Source organism: Pseudanabaena sp. CCNP1317 (genome assembly GCF_034931345.1).
GTDB classification, from domain to species: Bacteria; Cyanobacteriota; Cyanobacteriia; order Pseudanabaenales; family Pseudanabaenaceae; genus Pseudanabaena; species Pseudanabaena galeata.
Genome location: NZ_JAYGIF010000018.1, coordinates 1 through 22,449 on the forward strand (window position 1 = coordinate 1; position 22,449 = coordinate 22,449).

27 protein-coding genes and 4 pseudogenes are annotated in these 22,449 nt (G+C 40.2%); 11 read left to right on the top strand and 20 right to left on the bottom strand.

Annotated features, from left to right (window positions below; translation table 11 throughout):
- The 6 genes and pseudogenes from VB775_RS07910 to VB775_RS07935 form a co-directional block, all read right to left on the bottom strand.
- Nucleotides 1-433: pseudogene (locus tag VB775_RS07910) on the bottom strand (photosystem II q(b) protein); the annotation flags it as partial.
- 157 nt (nucleotides 434-590) lie between these two features.
- Nucleotides 591-1,487, bottom strand: coding sequence for a UDP-N-acetylmuramate dehydrogenase (gene murB, locus VB775_RS07915; protein ID WP_281006083.1), 897 nt, complete (start codon nucleotides 1,485-1,487; stop codon nucleotides 591-593).
- A 16-nt stretch (nucleotides 1,488-1,503) separates the two neighbouring features.
- Nucleotides 1,504-2,898, bottom strand: a complete 1,395-nt coding sequence (murC, locus tag VB775_RS07920; RefSeq protein ID WP_281006084.1) for a UDP-N-acetylmuramate--L-alanine ligase — start codon at nucleotides 2,896-2,898, stop codon at nucleotides 1,504-1,506.
- Between the two features lie 89 nt (nucleotides 2,899-2,987).
- Nucleotides 2,988-3,680, bottom strand: coding sequence for a Crp/Fnr family transcriptional regulator (locus VB775_RS07925; protein WP_281006085.1), 693 nt, complete (start codon nucleotides 3,678-3,680; stop codon nucleotides 2,988-2,990).
- Nucleotides 3,681-4,244: 564 nt separating this feature from the next.
- Complete coding sequence (locus VB775_RS07930) at nucleotides 4,245-4,736, bottom strand: TerB family tellurite resistance protein (RefSeq protein ID WP_281006086.1); 492 nt, start codon at nucleotides 4,734-4,736, stop codon at nucleotides 4,245-4,247.
- A gap of 463 nt (nucleotides 4,737-5,199) precedes the next feature.
- Complete coding sequence (locus VB775_RS07935; RefSeq protein ID WP_281006087.1) at nucleotides 5,200-5,721, bottom strand: hypothetical protein; 522 nt, start codon at nucleotides 5,719-5,721, stop codon at nucleotides 5,200-5,202.
- A 77-nt stretch (nucleotides 5,722-5,798) separates the two neighbouring features.
- Between VB775_RS07935 and tatA the strand changes: the two genes are divergently transcribed.
- Complete coding sequence (gene tatA, locus VB775_RS07940; protein ID WP_281006088.1) at nucleotides 5,799-5,978, top strand: twin-arginine translocase TatA/TatE family subunit; 180 nt, start codon at nucleotides 5,799-5,801, stop codon at nucleotides 5,976-5,978.
- A gap of 110 nt (nucleotides 5,979-6,088) precedes the next feature.
- On the opposite strand, the gene tsaE is transcribed toward tatA, so the two are convergent.
- Nucleotides 6,089-6,679 carry a tRNA (adenosine(37)-N6)-threonylcarbamoyltransferase complex ATPase subunit type 1 TsaE gene (gene tsaE / locus VB775_RS07945; protein WP_281006089.1) on the bottom strand — a complete coding sequence of 197 codons (591 nt, stop codon included), beginning with the start codon at nucleotides 6,677-6,679 and terminating at the stop codon, nucleotides 6,089-6,091.
- A gap of 290 nt (nucleotides 6,680-6,969) precedes the next feature.
- On the opposite strand from tsaE, the gene moaC reads away from it, so the two are divergent.
- Nucleotides 6,970-7,482 carry a cyclic pyranopterin monophosphate synthase MoaC gene (gene moaC / locus VB775_RS07950; RefSeq protein WP_281006090.1) on the top strand — a complete coding sequence of 171 codons (513 nt, stop codon included), beginning with the start codon at nucleotides 6,970-6,972 and terminating at the stop codon, nucleotides 7,480-7,482.
- A gap of 33 nt (nucleotides 7,483-7,515) precedes the next feature.
- Here the strand turns inward: moaC and VB775_RS07955 are convergent, their stop codons facing one another.
- On the bottom strand, nucleotides 7,516-7,710 hold the full coding sequence (locus tag VB775_RS07955) for a heavy-metal-associated domain-containing protein (RefSeq protein ID WP_281006091.1): 195 nt from the start codon (nucleotides 7,708-7,710) through the stop codon (nucleotides 7,516-7,518).
- Between the two features lie 200 nt (nucleotides 7,711-7,910).
- Between VB775_RS07955 and VB775_RS07960 the strand changes: the two genes are divergently transcribed.
- Nucleotides 7,911-10,721, top strand: a complete 2,811-nt coding sequence (locus VB775_RS07960) for a PAS domain S-box protein (protein ID WP_281006092.1) — start codon at nucleotides 7,911-7,913, stop codon at nucleotides 10,719-10,721.
- 8 nt (nucleotides 10,722-10,729) lie between these two features.
- Entirely contained in the window at nucleotides 10,730-12,466 is a 1,737-nt protein-coding gene (locus tag VB775_RS07965) for an EAL domain-containing protein (protein ID WP_281006093.1), read from the top strand.
- A gap of 428 nt (nucleotides 12,467-12,894) precedes the next feature.
- Here the strand turns inward: VB775_RS07965 and VB775_RS07970 are convergent, their stop codons facing one another.
- Nucleotides 12,895-13,299 carry a toxin-antitoxin system TumE family protein gene (locus VB775_RS07970; RefSeq protein WP_281006094.1) on the bottom strand — a complete coding sequence of 135 codons (405 nt, stop codon included), beginning with the start codon at nucleotides 13,297-13,299 and terminating at the stop codon, nucleotides 12,895-12,897.
- Complete coding sequence (locus VB775_RS07975) at nucleotides 13,289-13,609, bottom strand: hypothetical protein (RefSeq protein ID WP_281006095.1); 321 nt, start codon at nucleotides 13,607-13,609, stop codon at nucleotides 13,289-13,291. Before VB775_RS07975 ends, VB775_RS07970 begins: the two co-directional genes overlap by 11 nt.
- 118 nt (nucleotides 13,610-13,727) lie before the next feature.
- On the opposite strand from VB775_RS07975, the pseudogene VB775_RS07980 reads away from it, so the two are divergent.
- Nucleotides 13,728-13,863: pseudogene (locus VB775_RS07980) on the top strand (transcriptional regulator); the annotation flags it as partial.
- Between the two features lie 27 nt (nucleotides 13,864-13,890).
- Here the strand turns inward: VB775_RS07980 and VB775_RS07985 are convergent.
- Nucleotides 13,891-14,310, bottom strand: coding sequence for a putative toxin-antitoxin system toxin component, PIN family (locus VB775_RS07985; protein ID WP_281006097.1), 420 nt, complete (start codon nucleotides 14,308-14,310; stop codon nucleotides 13,891-13,893).
- The gene (gene vap15, locus VB775_RS07990; RefSeq protein ID WP_281006098.1) at nucleotides 14,300-14,518 is read right to left on the bottom strand and encodes a type II toxin-antitoxin system VapB15 family antitoxin; all 219 of its coding nucleotides are present in this window, start codon (nucleotides 14,516-14,518) and stop codon (nucleotides 14,300-14,302) included. Before vap15 ends, VB775_RS07985 begins: the two co-directional genes overlap by 11 nt.
- Here vap15 and VB775_RS07995 point away from each other — a divergent pair.
- From VB775_RS07995 to VB775_RS08005, 3 genes are all read left to right on the top strand, one after another.
- Nucleotides 14,505-14,732, top strand: coding sequence for a hypothetical protein (locus VB775_RS07995; RefSeq protein WP_281006099.1), 228 nt, complete (start codon nucleotides 14,505-14,507; stop codon nucleotides 14,730-14,732). The two genes, vap15 and VB775_RS07995, sit on opposite strands and share 14 nt — an antisense overlap.
- A gap of 107 nt (nucleotides 14,733-14,839) precedes the next feature.
- The gene (locus VB775_RS08000; RefSeq protein ID WP_323260528.1) at nucleotides 14,840-15,082 is read left to right on the top strand and encodes a type II toxin-antitoxin system HicB family antitoxin; all 243 of its coding nucleotides are present in this window, start codon (nucleotides 14,840-14,842) and stop codon (nucleotides 15,080-15,082) included.
- Complete coding sequence (locus VB775_RS08005) at nucleotides 15,082-15,294, top strand: type II toxin-antitoxin system HicA family toxin (RefSeq protein ID WP_281006101.1); 213 nt, start codon at nucleotides 15,082-15,084, stop codon at nucleotides 15,292-15,294. The genes VB775_RS08000 and VB775_RS08005 overlap by 1 nt, the downstream gene beginning before the upstream one ends.
- 180 nt (nucleotides 15,295-15,474) lie before the next feature.
- On the opposite strand, the gene VB775_RS08010 is transcribed toward VB775_RS08005, so the two are convergent.
- From VB775_RS08010 to VB775_RS08025, 4 genes are all read right to left on the bottom strand, one after another.
- Nucleotides 15,475-16,944, bottom strand: coding sequence for an EH signature domain-containing protein (locus VB775_RS08010; RefSeq protein WP_281006102.1), 1,470 nt, complete (start codon nucleotides 16,942-16,944; stop codon nucleotides 15,475-15,477).
- A complete protein-coding gene (locus VB775_RS08015; protein ID WP_281006103.1) occupies nucleotides 16,941-17,636 on the bottom strand; it encodes an OmpA family protein in 696 nt (231 codons plus the stop codon). The genes VB775_RS08010 and VB775_RS08015 overlap by 4 nt, the downstream gene beginning before the upstream one ends.
- 3 nt (nucleotides 17,637-17,639) lie before the next feature.
- Entirely contained in the window at nucleotides 17,640-19,322 is a 1,683-nt protein-coding gene (locus VB775_RS08020; RefSeq protein ID WP_323216722.1) for a hypothetical protein, read from the bottom strand.
- A gap of 197 nt (nucleotides 19,323-19,519) precedes the next feature.
- Nucleotides 19,520-19,888 carry a hypothetical protein gene (locus VB775_RS08025; protein ID WP_281006105.1) on the bottom strand — a complete coding sequence of 123 codons (369 nt, stop codon included), beginning with the start codon at nucleotides 19,886-19,888 and terminating at the stop codon, nucleotides 19,520-19,522.
- A gap of 421 nt (nucleotides 19,889-20,309) precedes the next feature.
- Here VB775_RS08025 and VB775_RS08030 point away from each other — a divergent pair, with 421 nt between their 5' ends.
- The 3 genes and pseudogenes from VB775_RS08030 to VB775_RS08040 form a co-directional block, all read left to right on the top strand.
- The gene (locus tag VB775_RS08030) at nucleotides 20,310-20,522 is read left to right on the top strand and encodes a hypothetical protein (protein ID WP_281006106.1); all 213 of its coding nucleotides are present in this window, start codon (nucleotides 20,310-20,312) and stop codon (nucleotides 20,520-20,522) included.
- Nucleotides 20,523-20,528: 6 nt separating this feature from the next.
- Entirely contained in the window at nucleotides 20,529-20,948 is a 420-nt protein-coding gene (locus tag VB775_RS08035) for a type II toxin-antitoxin system VapC family toxin (protein WP_281006107.1), read from the top strand.
- A 20-nt stretch (nucleotides 20,949-20,968) separates the two neighbouring features.
- Nucleotides 20,969-21,151: pseudogene (locus VB775_RS08040) on the top strand (hypothetical protein); the annotation flags it as partial.
- Here VB775_RS08040 and VB775_RS08045 read toward each other — a convergent pair.
- The 4 genes and pseudogenes from VB775_RS08045 to VB775_RS08060 all read right to left on the bottom strand — a co-directional run bounded on the left by VB775_RS08045 (nucleotide 21,151) and on the right by VB775_RS08060 (nucleotide 22,389).
- Nucleotides 21,151-21,564, bottom strand: coding sequence for a type II toxin-antitoxin system VapC family toxin (locus VB775_RS08045; protein ID WP_281006109.1), 414 nt, complete (start codon nucleotides 21,562-21,564; stop codon nucleotides 21,151-21,153). The pseudogene VB775_RS08040 and the gene VB775_RS08045 sit on opposite strands and share 1 nt — an antisense overlap.
- A complete protein-coding gene (locus tag VB775_RS08050; protein WP_281006110.1) occupies nucleotides 21,561-21,794 on the bottom strand; it encodes a hypothetical protein in 234 nt (77 codons plus the stop codon). The genes VB775_RS08045 and VB775_RS08050 overlap by 4 nt, the downstream gene beginning before the upstream one ends.
- Nucleotides 21,795-21,901: 107 nt before the next feature.
- Nucleotides 21,902-22,138 (bottom strand): annotated as a pseudogene (locus VB775_RS08055) (type II toxin-antitoxin system RelE family toxin); the annotation flags it as partial.
- Between the two features lie 23 nt (nucleotides 22,139-22,161).
- Complete coding sequence (locus tag VB775_RS08060) at nucleotides 22,162-22,389, bottom strand: hypothetical protein (RefSeq protein WP_281006111.1); 228 nt, start codon at nucleotides 22,387-22,389, stop codon at nucleotides 22,162-22,164.
- Between the last annotated feature and the right edge of the window lie 60 nt (nucleotides 22,390-22,449).

The following is a 22,449-nucleotide window of genomic DNA, read 5'->3' on the forward strand; positions in this document are numbered from 1 at the left end:
CTGCGATCCAAGGACGCATACCGAGGCGGTAAGACAATTCCCATTCACGTCCCATGTAGCAGAAAATGCCGAGCAAGAAGTGGAATACTACCAATTGGTAAGGACCACCGTTGTATAGCCATTCGTCAAGGCTATCTGCTTCCCAAATGGGGTAGAAGTGCAAGCCAATCGCGTTAGAAGAAGGAACAACTGCGCCAGAAATCATGTTGTTTCCGAATAGCAAGCTGCCTGCTACTGGTTCGCGGATTCCGTCGATATCGACTGGAGGTGCGGCGATGAAGGCGATGATGAAGCAAATGGTGGCGGAGAGTAAGCAAGGGATCATGATTACGCCGAACCAACCTACATAGAGGCGGTTTTCGGTGCTGGTGATCCAATTGCAAAACTGATCCCACAGTGACGTGTTTTCACGTCTTTGTACTGCTGTTGTCATGATTGCAAATAATCCTTTTGGGAATGAATAAGTTATGAAATTTTATATATAAGCCTAAGCCTATCCATCTAGATTACATTGAAGTATTGCGTAATGTAAATAGTTAAATCTTAAATCTATCTATAGATAAATGCGATCGCTGGGAAGCCCTGAACATTTAGAAATAGCCGATCATTTTAACTTCGGTTTCCAGTACAACCCCATAGCGATCGCTAATTACTGTTTTAATGTGTTCTATGAGACTGAAAATATCGTTGGCTTTTGCGTTACCAAGATTGACGATGAAATTGGCATGTAGTTCTGAAACTTGAGCATTGCCGATTTGATAGCCTTTCAGTCCAGCGTCTTGGATGAGTCTTGCTGCAAATTGAGGTAAAGGATTACGAAAAACACTACCGCAGTTAGGCAAGTGATAGGGCTGCGTAGTATGCCTCACTTTGAGCTTTGCCTCAGTGTCAGCAGCGATCGCATCTGGATCACCACCAGTCTGCAATTTGAAAGTTGCCTCTGTGACTAGTTGTGATGATGCTTGTAAAGCAGAGGTACGATAACTGAAATCTAAGTCTTGGGGATAAATTAGCTTAGGTTCACCAGTCAAGTTAACAGTCTGTACTGATACCACACAATCCGCCGCACAACCGCCCTGCGCTCCCGCATTCATCACCACTAATCCGCCTACCGTTCCGGGGATGCCAACCGCCCATTCAAAACCTGACCAACCACGACTAGCCGCTTGCATGGCTAAACGGGCTACAGGTTCACCAGAAGCGGCTGTAACCTGTCCAGATTGCTCATCAAACTCAATCCCGCGTAGGTGGCGAGTGCAGATGACTAAACCTGATAAACCTTGATCGCTAATTAAGAGATTGCTCCCTGCGCCAATAATCGTGATCGGTAAATTTCTAGAGCTTGCCCATACCAAACTATCGGCAAGCTCTAAAGATGTGCGCGGTGAAATGAAGTATTCAGCCGCGCCACCGACACGCATCGAAGTTAGCCCTGCCAGAGATACGTTCGAGCGAATTGGAGTTTGGGTGTGAAGATCGAGTGACATTGGCTTGGGAGTAAAACTAATTGATAGAGGAATCGCTTGGCAATTCCTCTATTTCTTTCATTGTGGGCGCGATCGCCTGATTGAGATTGCCAGCCCCAAGAAATACGGCGAGATCTCCAGATTGTAGTCTTTTTACTAAAAATGCTTGGATATCTTTGAGGGTTGGCAAGTAATGTACTTGATCTCGCACAGAGGCGATCGCTTCAGCAACTTGTGAGCCTGTAATCTTGCCATCGTTGGGTTCACTGGCGGCATAGATATCAGTGACAATCACCATGTCAGCATCGGTAAAGGAATGGCTAAACTCTGATAAAAATCGATGAGTGCGGCTATAACGATGGGGCTGAAAGATGGCAACTACCCGACTAGTAGTATTTTGTTGTCTGGCTGAGGCAAGCGTGGCAATAATTTCACTAGGGTGATGAGCGTAGTCATCGACAAAAGTAATCCCGTTCTGCACACCTTTAATCTCAAAGCGGCGACTAGCACCCACAAAATCAGGTAAAGCATCAGCGATCGCTTGCCACTCAACGCCCACATAACGCGCCACTGCGATCGCTGCTAGAGCATTACTAAGGTTATGTTTACCAAGGAGTCCTAACGAAATTTGCCCTAAAGGTTTGCCCCGTTCGATCACTAAGGCTTGGGTATCTGAAGGGCTGTACTGCACATCATTTACCGTATAGTCAGCCAAAGGATCACTCAAACTATAGGTTAGATCTAAACGAATATGCTCCTTCACCGTGGGGCAATCAATAGAACCAACGACAACTTCACAACGTTTTGCAAAAGTCTGAAAAATTTCAATGACCTGTTCAAGGTTGTGGTAATGATCAGGATGGTCTAACTCAATGTTGGTAATGATGCCAATGTGAGACAAGAATTTCACCAACGTGCCATCGGATTCATCAGCCTCAGCAACTAGATATTTGCCATTGCCTAAACGGGCGTTGCCTTGCCAAGCGCTAACTTCACCGCCAATGATAATACTGGGATCTATTCCTCCCTTGAGCAGTAAAAATCCTACTAAGCTACTGGTTGTCGTTTTGCCATGCGTTCCTGCAACCGAGATCGCTTGAAATTGCTCGATCAAAGCGGCTAATAAATCAGAACGATGCAAAATTGGCAAGCGATTAGCCAGAGCCACCTGAAATTCGGGATTTTGTTGGTTGATCGCAGTCGAACAGACCACTTGAGGAGCATTTGCTAGATCGATGTTGTCTGCATGATGCCCTTGAAATGTCTTTACACCAAGATCCTGTAGCTTTTGAGTGATGCGATTGCTACTAAGATCTGAGCCAGATACCGTAAATCCTTGCTTCGCTAAGATATAGGCGATCGCCGACATCCCGATCCCGCCAATACCTACAAAATGAAACGGTCTACCGCTGAAATCAACTGGATTCAGCATTTATACTTCTTACCTACCAAATAACGAGCCTAATAATAACAGATCAAAAGGTGCTGATTCGCGCCATATTGTGATTTAAACCACTTGATTTAAACCATCAATGATTCTAAGCCTTCAGGGTTGAGGATACACAACACATCGCGATCGGGAATACGCTGAATTAAATTTTTGCGCTCTAGCTTGCCCAGTACGCGAGTTACTGTCTCTCTAGCTAAACCACTTAGACTACTAAGTTCTCGATGGGGCAAATTGGGGATTTCTAAGCCACCACTGACTTTTGTACCTTGACCTTCAGCCAGAAAGAGCAGGACATCGGCAACGCGAGAAGTGCTATCAGCTTCCCGCAAGCGTAAACGTCGATTAACTTGGCGGAGGCGCTTTGCCATGAGCCTTGCTAAATGTATGCCTGCGGTTGGTTCTGTTTCAATCAAATGTACAAAATCTGAAGCTGGCAGGCTGCCGATAGTTGTGGGGGTGAGGGTAATCACGTCAGTCGATCGCGGCACTTGATCGAGGGGAGCCATTTCACCAAACATCTCGCCAAATCCGAGAATATTTAGCGTTATTTCTTTACCATCCAGATTGTAGGTGCGAATTTTTGCCCAGCCTTCCAAGATGAAATAGACTGAGTTACCCCAATCATTTTCTAGCAAAATTACTTGATCGGCTGGATGACTGCGCGTGACCATGTGCGCTGTTGCCCTAATTACGGATTCATCAGGTAGCCCCACAAAGAATGGGGCAGACATAATTTTTTGCTGAAGATCAGTTCCATCCCGCATAGTGGCTGCTCGTAGCTCTTAAAATTTTTCTGTAAGTAATCACTCTATCCGAGTTTGTGGCGATAGGTATTGCTAATCAGCATAATGACTTAGTTATTGTAATTAATTTATTCCCAAAATCTAAAGCAATTTGCAACTAAGTAATCCGCAAAAATAAAAGAATCAGTTCTTAGCGGCAAAGCTGCGCCATTAAAACCCGATTCTTTTGTTAACGTGACGTGAGTTCGATATAGCCATTTACGGCGAGCTTCGCTCGCCGTAAATGGCGAAAAATGGTAAGAATAGCTTAGCTATTCTTACCATTTTTCGCTTTCGTCAAACTTACGTTTTTATTAACATATTTGTAAAGATACTGATCTCCAAGCCCCAATCTCATTATTCCACGTATCTAAATATTAACTGATGTTACGTGGAACTCAGATGATGAATTGCTTGCTGCTAGAGAAGCAGGGCAACCACGGGGGGATTGCCCCTACCTCAATAATTTAGATTCTGTAGGGCTGCGCCCCCGTGCCAGCCCCAGACTTCCGAAATCGCAGGAATTGCTTCCACGTAACATCAGTATTAACTTGCATTCCCAAGTAACTTGTGTAGCCTTGAGGCAAGAGATTGAATAATTCCGTTGGGATGAGTTTCTTCGGTAGGGGGGATCGAAGCTTCAATGTCAGCGACAACTTCGGGCGGAAGGTCTAGTATCCGAACAAGTCTTTGATAAGCTGCGGCTTCATCAAGGTTGATCATGGGTTCATCAGGATTGCGCCGACTAGATTGGATCACTTGGTAGCCAAGCCTGAGGGTCATTTTGCGATCCTCTATACTTTTAATGTTGGGGACGACTTCTTCTAGGGGAATATTTTGTCCTAAATAATCTTTGAGACGGGTTTTCAGCGCATTACGTTCTGCATCGGTCTTGGCAAATAACATTGCAAATTCATCAAGCATTAGCCGAATTTCATCAGGCTCCAGCTTGCCATCAGCCCATGCCATTGCGGCTACAGCCCGAAGCATATCCATCTGACGAGGACTAATCGGAGGTGGGAGTTCTTGAGGTGTCATAGATTTACCCTTAGCCAAGTTTGTTTGCCAAATATGCACAAATCATAGGCTAGATTTTATAAAAACATGTCTTACCTTTATTAATGTTTATAGGGTTGCCCTGCGGAAGGATCTAGACAAAGATTTTGAATCTTGATCTACCTTTCAATAACTGATGTTACGTGGAACTCAGATGATGAATCTCTTGTTGCTAGCACGACAGGGCAACCACGGGGGGATTGCCCCTACTCCAATAATTTAGATTTTTGTAGATTTTTGTAGGGGCTATGCCACAGGGCAAGCCCTAGACTTAGATGATCGTAGGAATTCTATCCACGTAACATTAGTCAATAAATTTCATTTATAGCTGTCGCCATTCTTGTTAGGACGTAATACCCAAACCCAAATATTGTGAGGCGGCTCGAAGCGCCGCCTCACAATATTTGGGTTTACAGGTGGCTATAGCTATAGATTCTTAATTATTTCAAGATGAAAGCTTTTGTTTAAGTAAATCGACATTTACGGCGCTTAAATCAACTTGAATTTCTAATCGTTGTTTTTCATCACGAAATAGTAATACTGCATCACCATTAGGTTGAATGATGCTACCAAACTGCGGATCGGAGATTTGAATTTTTTGGTAGACGATTTTGGGGAGGGTGATGCGGAGTTGATAGCTGCGACCTGAAGATGGCAGGATGTCTAACTGTTGAGTAAATAAATTGAGTTGAAAATAACCGACGGAGATATTGCGTTCGTCGGGGCTATTGGGCTTATACCAATAGAGGGTAATACCTCGGAGGCTTGGTGTTTGAATTGCAAAGGTTTCGTCGAGAGCTTGCTTATTCCAGTTGATCGCATTGCGATCGCTATTTTCGGTTAAGGGGCGTTGTTGCCAGATAATTTCTTGCCCCGCAAGAGATGTCCACCATTGGGCAATGCGGGCGAGATTGGCTTCAGCATCTGGTTCGGTGCTGCCAAGTGTCCAAGTAATGGTTGAATCCATTATTTTTAGGTACGTTTATTTGACATTTACATAGAGAATAAAAGCATAGCAGATGCATTTGAGGAGATCTAAGAGAAATGTTTGGAATTGGCTGGCCTGAGGTAATTGTGATTTCGCTTGTGGGTGTGGCAATTTTTGGGGCAAAGCGTATCCCTGAAATTGGTCGCAGTGTAGGACAAGCTTTGCGTGGATTTCAAGATGAAGTAAAGAGTAGTGGTGAAACTACTGATAAGTCAGACTCCCTAGATAAAGACTAGTAATACCAATTCACGCAAGTGTTGCCACGCTTTTGTGAATTAAAAACCAAACCCAGTAAGGGTTTTAAAAACACAAAATAGCTTAGCTATTTTGTGTTTTGGTATAACTTTCAGCGCCGTAGGCGCTGAAAGTTACTAAAGTCTGCCTGATTGAGCAGGGCAACATAGGCTGAACCTTGGGCAATGAGTTGAATTAAGCGCTCTTCGGGTAAATCCTCCAAAAATTCTTCGTCCTCGTCTGGAGATCGCTCAAGGTTGGGGGATTGCTTCTCAGGCGATCGCATTGGAGATGCTTGCAATGGTATTGCGAGATTAATCTTGAGATGCTGTGGTGGAATGACAAGTAGTTTACTAGCCCATTCGATCGCTACTACACCAAGGGGAAAATCTTCGCCGCGCCAATATTCTTCTAAATGCAAGCTGGGAACTTGAGGAGGCTCTAGTCGATAAAGATCAATGTGATAAAGTGGCAGGCGACCTTCCGTATATTCATCAATTAGGGTAAATGTTGGACTAGTGATCGTGGTGCTAATCCCAAGGGCGCGACCAAAGGCTTGCATAAAAGTGGTTTTGCCACTGCCAAGATTACCTTCGAGCAGAATAATTGTCCCTGCGGTCACGATTTGAGCTAGTTTGGTGGCGATCGCTTGAGTTTCATCAAGATTATTGGCATAAATCTCAATCTTTACAGTCTCAGTCATAATTCGGGTAAACTTTTGTACTAGGTAAAGAGTCTTTTTATCGCTAAATGGTTCTTAAGTAAGTTGTTGAAATTAACTGTAGGATGGGTTAGCGATAGCGTAACCCATGATTTTTAAGAAATTGATGCGTTAAGTTGCACTAATGCATCCTACAAATAATTAGACCTTTTTGAAGGCTCGTCCTAGGTGAGCTTTCAAAAAAAACGATTTTTACGAAGAGAATTGCTGCTAAATTCTTTAGATTCTTGTTTTGTTTTTTATATTATTGAGCTAATTTCGGCAAAGTTTTTATGGATACGGATATTCTTCAGTCACTCGCTCATCTTGATCAAAGTGGTAACGCTCAGATGGTGGATGTGACGCATAAACCGCAAACGGTAAGACGGGCGATCGCTGTTTGCGAGATATCTATGAAAACAACAACGTTGGACGCAATCCAAGCAGGGAATGTAAAAAAGGGAGATGTGTTAGGCACGGCAAAACTAGCAGGAATTATGGCTGCGAAACAAACCGCTAGTTTGATCCCCATGTGTCATCCTGTGAATCTAACTAGTGTCGATGTCAGAATTATGCTAGATGAAAATATTCCTGGCTATCAGATAGAAGCTGAGGTCAAAACTAAGGCGGAAACTGGGGTGGAAATGGAAGCGATGACTGCTGCCACGATCGCAGCTTTAACCCTTTACGATATGGCTAAGGCGCTCGAAAAAACGATGATTATCTCAAATACAAGGTTGATCCACAAGAGTGGCGGTAAGTCTGGGGATTTTAATGTACCTAGAGGCGAGTATTGTGATCTTTAAAAGTAGAAGCCGTGATTCTCACGGCTTCCACTTTTAAGCGACTTTGTGACCTGCGATCGCAATTAGTTCGCGAATTTTGACTTCAGTTAATTGACTCTCGATATCTAAAGACTTAGTTGCAGCGTCACCTGTAACTATTGCCGAGGTATCAACAGTTTGGATTGCTTTGGTAATAGTTTCGATACAACTAGCGCAACCGATGGAAGGAACGGAGAGCGTTAAATTCATAAATAATTAATGTAAAGGTATAGCGATCGCAATTATAGTTGAGCCAAGAAGCCTTAAGCATAGTTGCTATGTTTTAGGTTAGGGTGTCGAAGTAAGATAAAAAGATATTTTTCTGGAGTGCAACGAAACTACACCACAGAGAAGCATCTCTTTAATTAGATCGCAGAACCCTTGGTATTTGGTAGAGGCAAAGCGAGACTATGCAAAATATCCTAGATTATGTTCAATGCGGTATTTTTGTTTTGGCTATAGAGTCAAACTTGCAAGTATCAGATGGAAAGGAACAAGATCATCAATCATTGACATTGCGATTTGTGAATGCCAATCTTATCTTTGTTCATCTCATTTTCGGGGAACGGAGCATCGATCAAACCGTTGATATATTTGGCTTGCAGCCAAAAGAATGTTTACCATTAGAATTTGCTCAGTTGTTAAATGAGCATGTTATTCAATGCTTGAAAACACAGCAAGTTGCTGTGTTTTCAACACAACTTGATTTGGTGACAAATAGACTGTTATCGATTTCGCTATCCCTAAGGATTGATAGCAACGATCATTCCCAACAAATTGTTGGTACTTGCCAAGACATTACGTCCCTAGAATTATCCAAATCAAAGATTAAAGAATTTAACCAAAAAAAATTCAGCCATTTAGTAAGTGAAGTCTCTGATGCCTTTGTGGTAGTTGATCATGAAGGTATTGTCCGCTACGTCAATCAGTCTGCTGAAATCCTGTTTGGCTGTAAATCTGACGATATTATCGGTGAGACTTTTGGACTACCTGTAGTAGCAGGCGAAAGCACAGATATCGACATTCTCAACCGAGGTCGTACCACCTCGGCGGAAATGCGTGTGTCTGAGACCATGGATGAAGATCGTAGAGTTTATGTGGTCGCCTCATTGCGAGACATTTCAGAACGGAAGCGGGTGGAAAAATCTCTACAATTACGTGAACGAGCGATCGCGGCAAGCTCTAACGGAATCGTCATTACCGATGCGACTCAGCCCAATAATCCGATGATTTATGTGAATCCTAGCTTTGAGAGGATTACAGGTTACAGTGCGGCTGAGGTGCTAGGACGGGACTGTCGCTTTTTGCAAGGAGGCGATCGCAATCAGATCGGACTTTTAGATTTACACAACGCAATTAAAGAAAAGCGAGAATGTCATGCTGTCTTACTTAACTATCGTAAAGATGGCACACCATTTTGGAATGATTTGTACATTGCGCCAGTATTTAACGATCATGGCGACCTCACTAACTACATTGGCATTCAAACCGACATTACCGATCAAGTTAAATCTACCCAAAGACTCCTTGAAAGTGAAGAGCGGTTACGGACAGTTCTAACATCGATCAAAGAAGGGATTACCTTTAGTGATGATTCAGGCTATTTTGCGATTTTCAATGCTGGCATGGAAAATCTTACTGGATATACCTTTACGGAAGCAAATGCCAGCCATGATTTTACAACTTTCCTCTATCCCGATCGCGCTGAACATGACAAAGCTTTGCAACGATTGCAACATTTACAGGAAACTGGGCAAGCGATGACGGTCGAAACTCGCATTTGTCATCGTGATGGCACATTTAAAGATGTCTTAGTTTCTACAAGGTTAATGGCCTACAAAGGCAAACGGATGTATTTGAGTAGTTATTACGACATTACCGAGCGTAAGAAAGTGGAGACTCAACTACGTTATCAAGGTGAAAGAGAACGCTTATTGAATGCAATTTTACTTAAAATTCAATGCGAATTAAATCTTGATCAAATTCTTGCCATTACTGTTAAAGAAGCCCAAGAATTATTACGCATTGATCGTGTGGTTATTTACCAATTTAAAGAAGATTGGAGTGGTGCATTTGTGGTGGAAGCAATTAATGATCCAGCATTATCTATTCTTGGAAAAACAATTAATGATGCCTGCTTTAATCAAGAGAATATACAGAAATATCAAAATCGATCAATTTCAAGTATAAATGATGTGGATCTTGAAGATTTAACCCCCTGTCATAAAGACCTTTTGCAATGTTTTCAAGTAAAAGCAAATATTGTAGTTTCTATTGCCTTTGGTGATACGTTATGGGGATTATTAATTGCCCATCAATGCTTTGCACCACGTCAATGGGAGGAATTTGAAATTGATTTGCTAAGACAGTTAGCTAATCATGTAGCGATCGCCATTCAACAGGTAAAGTTATTTGAAAGAGTCCAAGACCTTAATAAAAATCTAGAAAGACAAGTTGCCGATCGCACCCAGCAACTAGAACAAAGTCTCAGTCAACTAGAAAGAGCTTTGCTAAAGGAGAAAGAGCTAAATGAACTCAAATCCCAATTTATTTCTAGAGCCTCCCATGAATTTCGCACACCCCTAGCTACGATTCAGACGGCAAGTGATTTACTGCGAAATTATGGTCATAAAATGTCAGACGAGAAAAAACTAGAGAGAATTGATAAAATCCAACGTGAAGTTAAAGGCATGACTAACCTTTTAGAAGAGGTATTAATCATCGGCAAAACTGAATCAGGAAGATTTGAGTTACAGTTAGAAGAGATCAATCTTGAAGATTTCTGTCTAGAAATTATTGAACAAACTAAGTTGCTAGGAAATGGTAAACATCAAGTTATTTTTAAAAATATAAATATTCCTACCAAAGTAAGAATTGACCCTAAATTCTTCAGGCAAATCATTTCCAATTTATTGTCCAATGCAATTAAATATTCGCCTAATGCCAGTGAAGTCAAGTTTACAATCTCGTCAACCAATGATCGCGTATCAAAACTTTTGTTGGAGTTTCAAGATCATGGGATTGGTATCCCTCAAATCGATCAAGAAAAGATTTTTGACCATTTTTATCGCGCCCACAATGTTGGTATGATTGTAGGAACTGGATTGGGGATGGCAATTATCAAAAATTCAGTGGACATTCTTGGGGGAACAATTCAACTTAATAGTGTTGAAAACAAGGGAACAACTGTAAAGGTAAAACTACCTTACCTAAAGGAATAGATACAATTATGACCACAATTCTAGTCATCGAAGATGTAGAAGCTTTGCGCGAAGAAATCATGGAGACTCTCTCCTACGAAGGTTTTGATGTACTGGGCGCAGAGAATGGAGTTGTTGGTGTCCAAATCGCCAAAACCTATTTACCAAATTTGATTATCTGTGACATCGCAATGCCCGAACTGGATGGTTATGGAACCCTAGTTGCGCTGCGCCAAGAGCCAAAAACATCAATGATTCCGTTTATATTTTTAACGGCTATGACCGAAAAAGCGGATATGCGTCAAGCGATGCAACTAGGCGCAGATGACTATCTTACTAAGCCATTTACTTCTGCGGAATTGTTAGGGGCGATCGCCTCACGATTGCAAAAGTACAACTCCGTTAGAGAGCATTACTATGATGAAATCAAAGCTGTGGGGGAAAGATTTGAATACTTGTCTCACCATGATGGTTTGACTCAACTACCAAATCGCATCCTTTTTCATGAATCATTAAGCCAAGCTGTATTACACGCCAAGATCAATAACAAGGCTCTAGCCTTGTTGTTTCTGGATATGGACAATTTTAATATCATCAACAACACACTTGGCAATGATATTGGCGATCAATTATTTAAAGCGATCGCCGAACGTCTAAGACGTTATGCAGCCCCATGCGATATGGTCGCAAGGATACAGGGTGATGAATTTGCACTGATCATCTCTGATGTCAAAGATCCAGTCAGTATTAAACTGGAAACCCAAAAAATATTGGATCTCTTAAGTCGTCCTTACAATTTGTATGGACATGAGGTTTTTATTACTAGTAGTATTGGCATCACCATTTTTCCTGAAGACCATCAGGATGCTGAGGGATTAATCAAAAATGCTGAATTAGCAATGTATTACGCTAAAAGCCATGGCAGGAATAGCTATAAATTCTACAGTTCAGATCTGAATGTACAGTCTTCAGAATACATGGCGTTAGCCAATAGCCTGCATCGCGCCATTGATCGCAATGAACTGCGGGTTTTCTATCAGCCTCTCGTGGATCTCCAATCTGGTCAAATTGTCGGTGCGGAAGCCCTAGCCAGATGGCAACATCCAGATTTAGGAATTATTATGCCAAGCAAGTTTATTCCCGTTGCTGAGCAAACAGGTCTAATGCTCCGTTTGACTGAAGTAATTCTTTATTCAGTTTGTGAGCAAATGCAAGCGTGGCGTAAGGCAGACATAGATTATGGATTTGTGGCAGTTAATCTATCTGGTCAACATTTTCGTCCAGATAATAATCTAATAGAATTAATTGGTAAGGTCTTACAAGACACTGGGATTGATCCAGAACACTTAGAACTTGAGCTTACAGAAAGTATCATCATGCAAAATGCTGAATTTACAATTCAGGTACTTTCTCAGTTACAGGCAATTGGCGTAAAAGTAGCGATCGACGATTTTGGTACAGGCTATTCGTCTTTAAGCTACCTTAAGCACTTTCCCGTAAATACCTTGAAGATCGATCGCTGTTTTATTCAAGACATCACTACAGATCGCCATGATGCGACGATTTCCCTAGCCATTATCGATCTTGCCCATAGTTTGTCATTGCAAGTTATCGCTGAAGGTGTCGAGACTGCCGAGCAGATTCAGTTTTTAAAAGAGAATAATTGCGATCAGGTTCAGGGCTATTTCTTTAGCCCCCCATTACCTGCACCTGAGTTTGAGAAAATGTTGATTGATGGTAAATGTTTATACGCAATGTGCAACTAAGAAGTTGGAGCTGATATTCTGCCATGTGACGCTTCAGGCGATCGAATATAGCAATCCTAAATAGGTTTTGAGAGTGCGCCCCGAAAGGGCGCACTCTCAAAACCCTCAAAATCTTACAACTCATTTAACGCCAGTTCGATAGCCATTTGCGTCGTGCTTCGCACGACGCAAATGGCTATCGAACTCACGTTTTATAACCGTTGGAATCGTCTAAATCATTAGTACCTAATCACTATCGCCTCTCATCAACCTCAAACAAAACCCAACGATCGCGTTGGTACTAAACAATCAGCGATCGCTCTTAATTGATGATGCTGATAATGATGGACATTCCCTGTCAATGTTACGGAAAATAAAATTGCTGGCGTTCTCAATCAAAAGATGGAGATTAAGTTGTCAGCGATCGCGCCTTGAGAGCAAGTTTGATGTCACCCTATGCTCCCATATTTTTGTTTTATAATCTGTTCAATTTCTTGACAAATTTCTTCCAGAAATGGTGCTTCTGATGGAACAATGTTGTTCTCCTGTTGTTGATGCTTGTGGTGTGGGAATGTTGATATATTTAGCTTTTGGTGATGGGGGGCATTATCATAACGGAAGATTAGCTGATCATCTTGATCCATATATTGATAGGAATATTTACCTCCATCAATTGATAATTCTACATCCACAAATTCTCGGATGTGCAGGATAGTTCGATCTTGGAAATATACGACACCTCTAATAAATCCAATGTATTCGGCTCTTGCTTCTGTTTCAAGCTCGAATTTCTGCACGATCGCTAAACAGTTCAGAAAACTTCTAATTCTGGCAAAATATTCTTCAATCAACAAATTCAATCCCCTTGACAATTGCGATTTTTTGTTGCAATTTTTCTAACATCCATGCTTCTCCGAGCCATTCGTCAAAGTCAAAGCTATGCTGTAGTTGATCGCTGGTAAAAAGATTGATAAATGTTTCAGTTGACCATTGATATTTTGTTTCAAATTGTTGTAATCGTATTTGAGTTTGTTGTAGTCCTAATTCAAGAGTTTGTAATCTTTTCGCAAAGTCACTTTGAATCATCTCTCTGATCGATGCTGGATGGTTCGATCGCAGTTTGATAATATTTTTGATTTTGGTGTTTATAGGCTGCACTGTCATTCCCATTCCTCCTTTAATCAATAGAATTCATCTTTTTATCTCTGCTATTATTATACAGCGAGCGCCTAAATCTTCTGTATCTAACCACGATCGCCTCTCATCAAACCCCAATAATCGCGTTGGGACTAAGCAATCGGCGATCGCCCTTACTTGAGGATGCTGATAATGATGGGCATTCGCTGTCAATGTTACAGAAAATTGCTGGCGCTCTCAATCAGAAGGTTGAGATTAAGTTTTCAGCGATCGCGTCTTGAGACGAGTTTGGTGTTCCTTCTTAATAGTTATTTTAAAATCAGATTCTGAAAATGTTGGTATGAAATAATTTCTACACCTTGAAAAGGGTTTAATATCAACAAATCTGCATCACCTGTGACTAGGTAATTTGCATGACCTGATACGGCTAAATCCAAGAGGAAGTTATCTTTTGCATCTCGACAATCTTCAAAATGGTGAGTAATTTCGATCAATTCAACTTTTTCATAGAGAAGTGTGACTAAATCTTCAATGGCGGTTTCTGAAAAGTATTTTTTAAATTTTGGACGTTTCAAAACTTTAATTAATTCGCCAAATAGGTCATCGCTAAATAGAACGATTACTTGATCGCTAATAATGGCTTGGCTAAGACCTGTAAGTGATTTGCCAATGAGAAAGCTAATCCAAATATTCGTGTCGATAACAAGGCGAAGTGGATTACCTTGCATGATAATTTGCTTGCCTTACGGCTTCAACTTCTTGAGTAATATCTTCTAAACTTAGCTCATTAGTTTGTACTGAACTTAAAAATTTATTGAATCTCACTGAAAATGTGTCTTTTTCTAGCAACTGCAATAATTCCAGCTTTTCTTGTAGATTGCATTGCGAGATTACTGTTTTAAGTTGGGAAAAGTCTATGGAGATGGACACATTCATTTTTGCCGTCCTACAAAAAATCATTAGCATTTGGATACTGCTAACATTGTACAACGATCGCTTTGGTACTAAACAATCAGTGATTCGCCCTTGCTTGATGCTGCTGATTATGATGGGCATTCGCTGTCAATGTTACAGAAAATTGCTGGCGCTCTCAATCAAAAAGTTGAAATTAAGTTTTCAGCGATCGCGCCTTGAGACGAGTTTGGTGTAGGCGATGTTTTAGTTTTTGGGAAATTAACGCCTTTTACTAGTCAAGCCTAAAATGCTAACCTAATAGCAGTTTTGCAAATTAAGATTTAGGCAAATCTCGTTATGACTATGCTCTACAAAATCCCGTTATTATTAACTCCACAGCCTGAGGGTGGTTTTACGGTGACTTCGCCACTTTTGCCAGAGTTAGTTACTGAGGGTGAATCTATTGATGAGGTGTTAGTCAATGTGCGCGATGCGTTTGAGGCTATTCGGGAGCTTTATGATGATCTAGGTAAAAAATTACCTCATAATCTGCTATTTGCCGATCAAGATTCTCCAGCCCTGATAGAAACTGTTATTTCAGCATAATGAATTATAGAGAGGTTGCGAAAAAGCTATCTAAACTGGGATGTGAGGAGCTTTCTAGGCGTGGTGGTGGTTTCCATCGTAAGTGGTTTAATCCTGTTACGCAAAAAGCGACTGTTATTCCTGATTGGAGTGGTCGAGATTTAAAGTTGGGAACTTTACGAGCGGCGATTAAACAGTTGGGGATTGAGTGGTCTGATTTTGAGGATGTGTAGTGATATCGCCTAAATCATCAGTCTCTAACCGCTCTACAAAACTTGACGGTTGATTAAAACAGAATTTTAGCGTACTCGTTATTTGAGTTTTCAGTACATCAATTAAGGATACTTACCGCTAGATCTCACCATACTCAACAGAAAATCTCGATCTCCAAAAAATTAACCATAAAAGATCTCTTACATATTTGGTGACTTTCTAAGTATAAGTTCTGGGTTAGGGATTACTTTGCGATTAGGGATTACTTTGTTTGTTTTCGATAATATCCCTCCATCTCTATTATAAAATCGTTTATCTTTTCCAGAAATTGTGAACTCAGTCAATCCATCATTAGGATAAATTCCATACCCTGCCAGAGTTCGTTCGCATTCTTTCTGCCACTCTCCAGTATGGTATTTTTCTTCTCCGCCAAGATCTCGAATATCCTTTACGCAAAGTGTTGGAGAATTAAATAATATTTGTCTGGTTTGTTCTTCATCACGGAATAATCTCATCTCACTATCTTTCCCTTTGCCCCTAAAAAACTCAGCAACAATCAGTTTGTTAAAATCAAAAATACAAATCTCTGTAATAAGTCCAGTCTCATCAGGTCGAATAATTGTTACCCCGTTATGAAGGATATTACTTGTTTTTTCTCTAGATAATTCTGGTATAAAAATTCGTATATCCTCGAAGCGATCTCTATAATTTGACCAAAAATCTTTGCGGCTTTTCAACTTACGATTACTATTGCCTTTAGATATAAATTTATTAGTATTAACAACTAGTTTACCATCAACAAATTCACCATACAAAATGATATCAACTAGTTTTTCAAAATCTGCAAAGTTAACTGCACCGATCCAATCTCTTAACTTACGCCTTGCATCTTCATTGAGATGTTTTGCCTGATCACCTTTTTGATAATTTTGCTTTAGCCATTCGACAAATTCTGGATATTCACTTCCATCTTCTTTACGAACTTTATTTAAAATTAGTTTAACCGCTTCTGCTTGTTTACCAAGAATATCTGTTTCTTGATTGAGGCATTTTACCAGCCAACTACTCATGTTGGCATTTTCAACATCTAACTTAAATGCAGCATTTTGGGACTTTATTGAAAAGTATTTTGCAACTTCTAGTGTAAATTCTGATAAATCAATTGTGACTAAACCAGTATGTTCTTGGATAAATCCTATAATTTCATACTTCCCCCATTGGGCTTTTACTGAATTAGATACAACTGAGGAAATGCCCATCATAGGTATTAATGCAATTGCTTTAATAATGACATCATTTTCAGTCAAAGCATTTTCAAAACTGTCGAAAGTTTCTTTAAGAGATGAAGAAAATGGTTGATTTTCTAGATAAGAACGTAAATAACCTCTCAATAAATAATATTTAAGTAATTTATTCTGTGTTGCTGCAACCCATAATTGCTTAGATGAATTAATTGCTTCTTGTGGCGATCGCTCATTATCCCAAGAAGTTTTGTCAAAAACACACCAAAAACAATCAACAGCCGACAGAGTATTAGATAGTCCGTTGTTAATTTTTTCAAGAATTTGGTCAATTCTTGGGATATTTTGAGAACTTGGTGGAAGGTCATCAGCCAATTTAGCCAACTCAATAGGAGAAGATTTGGGAATTAATTGCAAACGGAGATTCATGGCTTTTCAGACTCTAAGAAATTTGGACGGCGCACTTGAAAGCGAAAGGTAACACGTCGATCTTTAGGATCAACTGTAGTTTTATTAGCATCTAATGCACCTCTACCTGCAACAAGCATTCTTTCACGCAAGCGATCTTTAGTGTCAAATCTTGGGAAACTAGCATCATTAAAAATATATTGATACACTGCCGAAGCACGGCGTAAGCTCAGATCCATATTGTCACGATCGCTACCTGAAGAACTTGTCGATCCCTCAACAGAAATCCTTGTAACTTGACTTTCTAATTCTGGTGGTAATGTAAAAATAATCTTGCTATAGGCAGGAATAAACTGTTTCAGAAATATTTTGCCATTTGCATTTAGTGTTGCGCTATCTTCATCAAAAAGAATGCGATCACCAATTTGCAAATCGCCTGTTTTTGGATCGACTGCAAAAGAACCCTTACCAATAGCGTCTTCTAATCGACTACGAACTAATTCAGGCAAATTTTTAAATGCCTCTTCATATTTTTGAATTTTCTTCTCTAACTCCTTAGATTTTTCTAGAGCAACCTGATACTGGACAAACACAATGATAAACAACAAGGCAAACACCATTAGCAACCCTGACATCAAATCACCGATCGATAGCATGACACTATTTTCTTCTTCTTCTTGCGGAAGTTCTAACTGGAATTTGCGATCGTCCATAACCTATTTCCCTCTAGCCTCGCGGTTTACTTCCACTAAAACATTGGCAGCCTCTAGCAAACCACTAGATACTTTCGCCATTGATGAATCAGCTTTTTTAAAGAAATTCTGCTCACCATCAATCATCTCTTGCAGCATTTTCCCTAAAGATTCCATTGATACTTGGTAGCCATCATGTAATTTATTATTGCTAATTTCCAACTGTTCAAGTTGACTACCAACAATGCGGGAAATTGATTCTAACTGAGACATTTTGATGGGATAAGATACCTCCATTGAGTCAACTAATTGGGATACAGATGTGGTGGCATTCTGAATTTCTTTTACTTTAAGAGACAAATCTTCTGAAATTTCATTTCTACGCTGATATTCTTCTTGAAACACAACATTTAAGTTATTCACAACACCAGCTAAACCATCGCGTTGTTTACCCAGTGACTCTTCCAGTAGATTATTTTGACGGTCAAAAAACTCTTGTAAATTGCGCTGATAGGCAACTTGAAAAGTTTCTAACTGTTGCTGTGTAGTGTCACTCATCTGCTGTAAGCGAGTATCAATATTAGTAAGACTTGATTCCAAAGACTTTCTAGCGCTAATCATTAAGCCAGAAGTTTCTTGTCCTACTGTTCGCAAAATGTCATTTTGCTCTTGAAAAGTCATTTGCGCTTGAGTCAAAATAGCGTTGGTTCCTTCACGAATTTCTGTAGCTGTATCCACCAAAACATCACGGGTAGCGGTTTGAAATTGAGTAAGTGTATCTTGAAGACTGTTAGCGAACTGCATTAATTGAACAAGAGTTTGCCTTTGAAAACCTTCAAGAGTTACTGAAGCCTCCGCCAATCTAAGTGCAATTCCTGCTAAATCTTCATTTAAGACTTGAATAGCATTTGATGCTGATTCTAAAACTTCCGCACTACGATTTAATAGGCTAGAACTTTGATCTAATCTTTCTGTGACGGGAACAATTAGCTCTGTTCTCATATTGCCAATTAGATTAGCAAGAACTTCACGTTGATCATTAGTAAGCTTTTCTAGTCGCAATTGTGAGTCAGCAATTTGAGTAAATGTTGGTGCTAGACGTAACTCAACGATATCATCAAACTTTTCAGCGATCGCTTTACCAACGGCTGCACCAATTGCCTCTGCATTAAACTGACTTGCCAGCCCTGACAGTTGTTTTGCCGCCTCTGCTGTTGAGTCAAAATTAAGGCGAGACATCGCTCTTTCAGGAGTCTCTAAAACAGCAATCTTGTCCAGTTGATTACGAAGGTTGTAGCATTTATATCTTCTCAATTTGTCTGTATACGCCAAAATAGCGGACAAAATAGTGCTAGTACCTAAACCAAGTAATGAAGTAAAGAAAGCTGTTTTCATGCCTTCAATTAAGGTGATGGCACTATTCAAAGATTTCTCAACATTGCCAGCATCAATTTTGACTCCCATCAAACCTACAGACATTCCATAAAAAGTCCCCAAAACACCGAGCGCTGTCAAAATCGGTGGAAGAAATCGCAGGGAAGTACGTGGTATAACTACAATCTCTCTTGGGTACTGCTGTAAACGAAATTTGTGATCATTTGGATCAGCTTTTTCAGATAAGAGATGTTCTTTAAACCATTTTTCGTGATCTTTGAACGAGATACCTTCATTCTTATTGTCTTTGAGGATTTTTAGATTGTCTTCCAAGACATCAAACTCTTTCTTTTTAGGTTGGTATGACTTGAACCATTCCCAACAACATCCACCCAAAAAAATTGCAATCGTTGGGACATAAAAAACCCAACCATCCCCCCAAATTTTGCCCAAATCCCATTGCATCGAAATACCCCCAACAATTTTCTTCAAAATTCTAGCATTTATTTGAATTCCTAAACTTAATTTTTTTAGCTAATATTGAGCCAATTTCGTAATTCTGATTCTGTTACCAAGCCTTTTTTTAACCAAATTTCAACTTTTCGCTCTGGCAAATGCTTGGCATCGTCAAACTTTTTAGCATTGCCCTCAATACTAATAGTTACTGGAATCCGTAATTTAACGCTATAGAGAGGCTCTTCTGACGGGTGAGTTGGATCTGGATCTGGAGCGAGATAAACGCGATCTGAAAATTCACGCAGCAACCTTAACTGTAATCGCCCTTTAATATCTCGCAAAGATGTTGTAATTGGTGATTCTTTGGTTAATAGCTTTTGCATAGCGTGCCAAGCTTGGTTAATCGCATCAATTTCAGTAATAAGTTGCTTGTAGTTATCCAAATTAATTCCCTAAAACTCTTTCCTAGAATATACGCTGATTGCTTGAAGAAATACTACAAAATTAAATGAGTCTAAACTGGTGATAGATTATTGAACTTCCATTTGTCTATCTTTATCAATACAAAAGAATTACTAGTTCCATTCTATTTTTTAACCATGCTCTCAACATTTTAAATTAAAATTTCCATTCTAATATCCAAAAGTTCCCTTGCAGTCTGGCGACTCTGCGCGAGACTGCGGTTAAGGAACAGGAGGTGGCGATTAGTCAGGCGATTACCAAACAACATTTTGGTTTAGCTAATATTCGCAATGATTTATGACGTTGTGCGATTAGGGACGATTAGTTAGGCAATCGCGTAAATTTACACTTGCAAGCATCTTGCTATAATAGCCCCATAACCTTAGCAAACCAAAGACTTCTATGCTTTCTCCACAGCTTGAAGACAAATCACAACATCTAGAAAATAGAGTTGCCGCATTAGAAATAGAACTCGCGCAAATGCGACAGGTGCTATCTGTATTTGTGCAGAAGAAAACACCTTGGTGGTTAAAAGTCGCAGGTAGCTTTGAAAACGATCCTACCTTTGACGAAGCAAGTCGTCTCGGACAAGAATGGCGCAAAACTGCTGAATAGAGCATCATGTATATTTTTGACACCGATCATCTCAGCCTGATTCAGCGCAATGGACAAGAAGGAAAGCGAATCTTAGCCAAACTTTCAGAGATAGAAGATCCTGATGTTGCCGTTACCGTCATTACCTACGAAGAGCAGATTAGAGGAAGACTCGCTTTTTTAGCTAAAGCAAAAACATTAGATGAACAAATCTTTGCCTATCAAGGATTACAACAACTAGCAATCAATTACCAAGCGATCGCCATTATCCCTTTTAGCCGCGCATCTGCCCTAGAACATCAACGCTTACGCAAAGCCTATCCCCGTCTAGGAAATATGGATCTCAAAATTGCCGCGATCGCCTTGACAAACAATGCAACTTTAATCACTCGTAACAAATCAGATTTTGGACAAATTGTAGAGTTGTCTATTGATGACTGGTCATAATTTATCCGTCCTTATGGCTTATGCCTGACAACATCGACTACCTCCAAGGCATCATCGAACGACTAACCTTTCACTCCGAAGAGACAGGCTATACCGTAGCGCGGCTAAAAGTACCAAAGGCTCAAGACCTAATCACCGTAGTCGGTAACTTTGCCAATCAAGCAGGACAGACTCTTTCCCTAGAAGGCACATGGCGATCAAACTACCAAATAATCCTAGCTAAATTCGCAGCACAAATATTCTGGTCACAACTCAAAAGAGCTACTTGATTTCCTTGCTCCTCTACTACCAAGGCAGTTGATACAATTTGACGATCGTGCATCTCATTGATAGAAATGAGGCTGACACTTTTCTCAATTACCTCAGAATCGAGTGAATAGATGGCGACTCGTTTATCTTGCTTCACTACCTTTAACAAAGCATCAACAGAAGGAATCGAAGTTTTGCCACGACTCACAATCCATACTGATTCCGCCAAAGCGATCGCAGGTAAAATCAATTCACTACTTGAATCCGAAAGAATTTCTTTAGCAGTTAAACCTAAACGAGGATTACCTTCCAGAAACCAGATTAAAGCATGGGTATCAAGAATATATTTCATAATTGCGAGAATCACACCCAGCCAAAATCCTCGTCAACATTGCCATTAAACTCAGCATCTCTAAAATCAGCTTCAGTCGATTGTTGAGAACCTGAAAACATCCCAAACGACATAAACTGACTAGCAAGACTAACTGACTCAGGCTTAAAGAAAGTCACAAAAACTTGACTCTCCGTGATATCTTGAGGAACTTCTGCTAATTCGATCTTTCCGTTCCGATATATTCCTTGGATTGTCTGTAACATAATCGTTTGCGCTGGTTAATTTGAGCGATCACCAATCAATTGTAGCACTACAACATTTTAGCTAATACTGGTAAAGCGATCTGACTTTATGGGATTAGAGATGATCGCTATCGATACACATCTCGCCGATGACCAACCTTAACCACAGTCACAATCAACCGCCGATCCTGTATTTCATAAACAACACGATAATCACTCAAAACCCGAATTCTATATAAATTACTTTCTCCCTTTAGCTTCTTACAACCATCAGGACGAGGATTATCCGCAAGCAACTCAACTTCTGAAACAATAGCCTTGCGTGTAACCTCATCCAACTTCCGAATCTCTCGCAAAGCAGAAGGCTTAAACCCAACTTCGTAGCCATCTAACTAATTCCTAGTTCCCTTTTTACATCCATCAAAGGGATAAAGCCATCTTCCAGTAAAGCAATTCTCGCATCGGCAAGATCTTCAGCATCTTCCACTTCCTCTAACCAATCGCGTCTCAGCATCAACACCTTGAGAATATAATCTGGAAGAGACACATTTAGCCTTGTAGCTTCCAAAGACAGCTCTTGATCTAATGGATTAGGTAAATCTAGCTTGATATTCATACACTTAGAGTTTAATTTAGTATATTTTACAATACAAATTTAAAATGATTATGCCTTGGA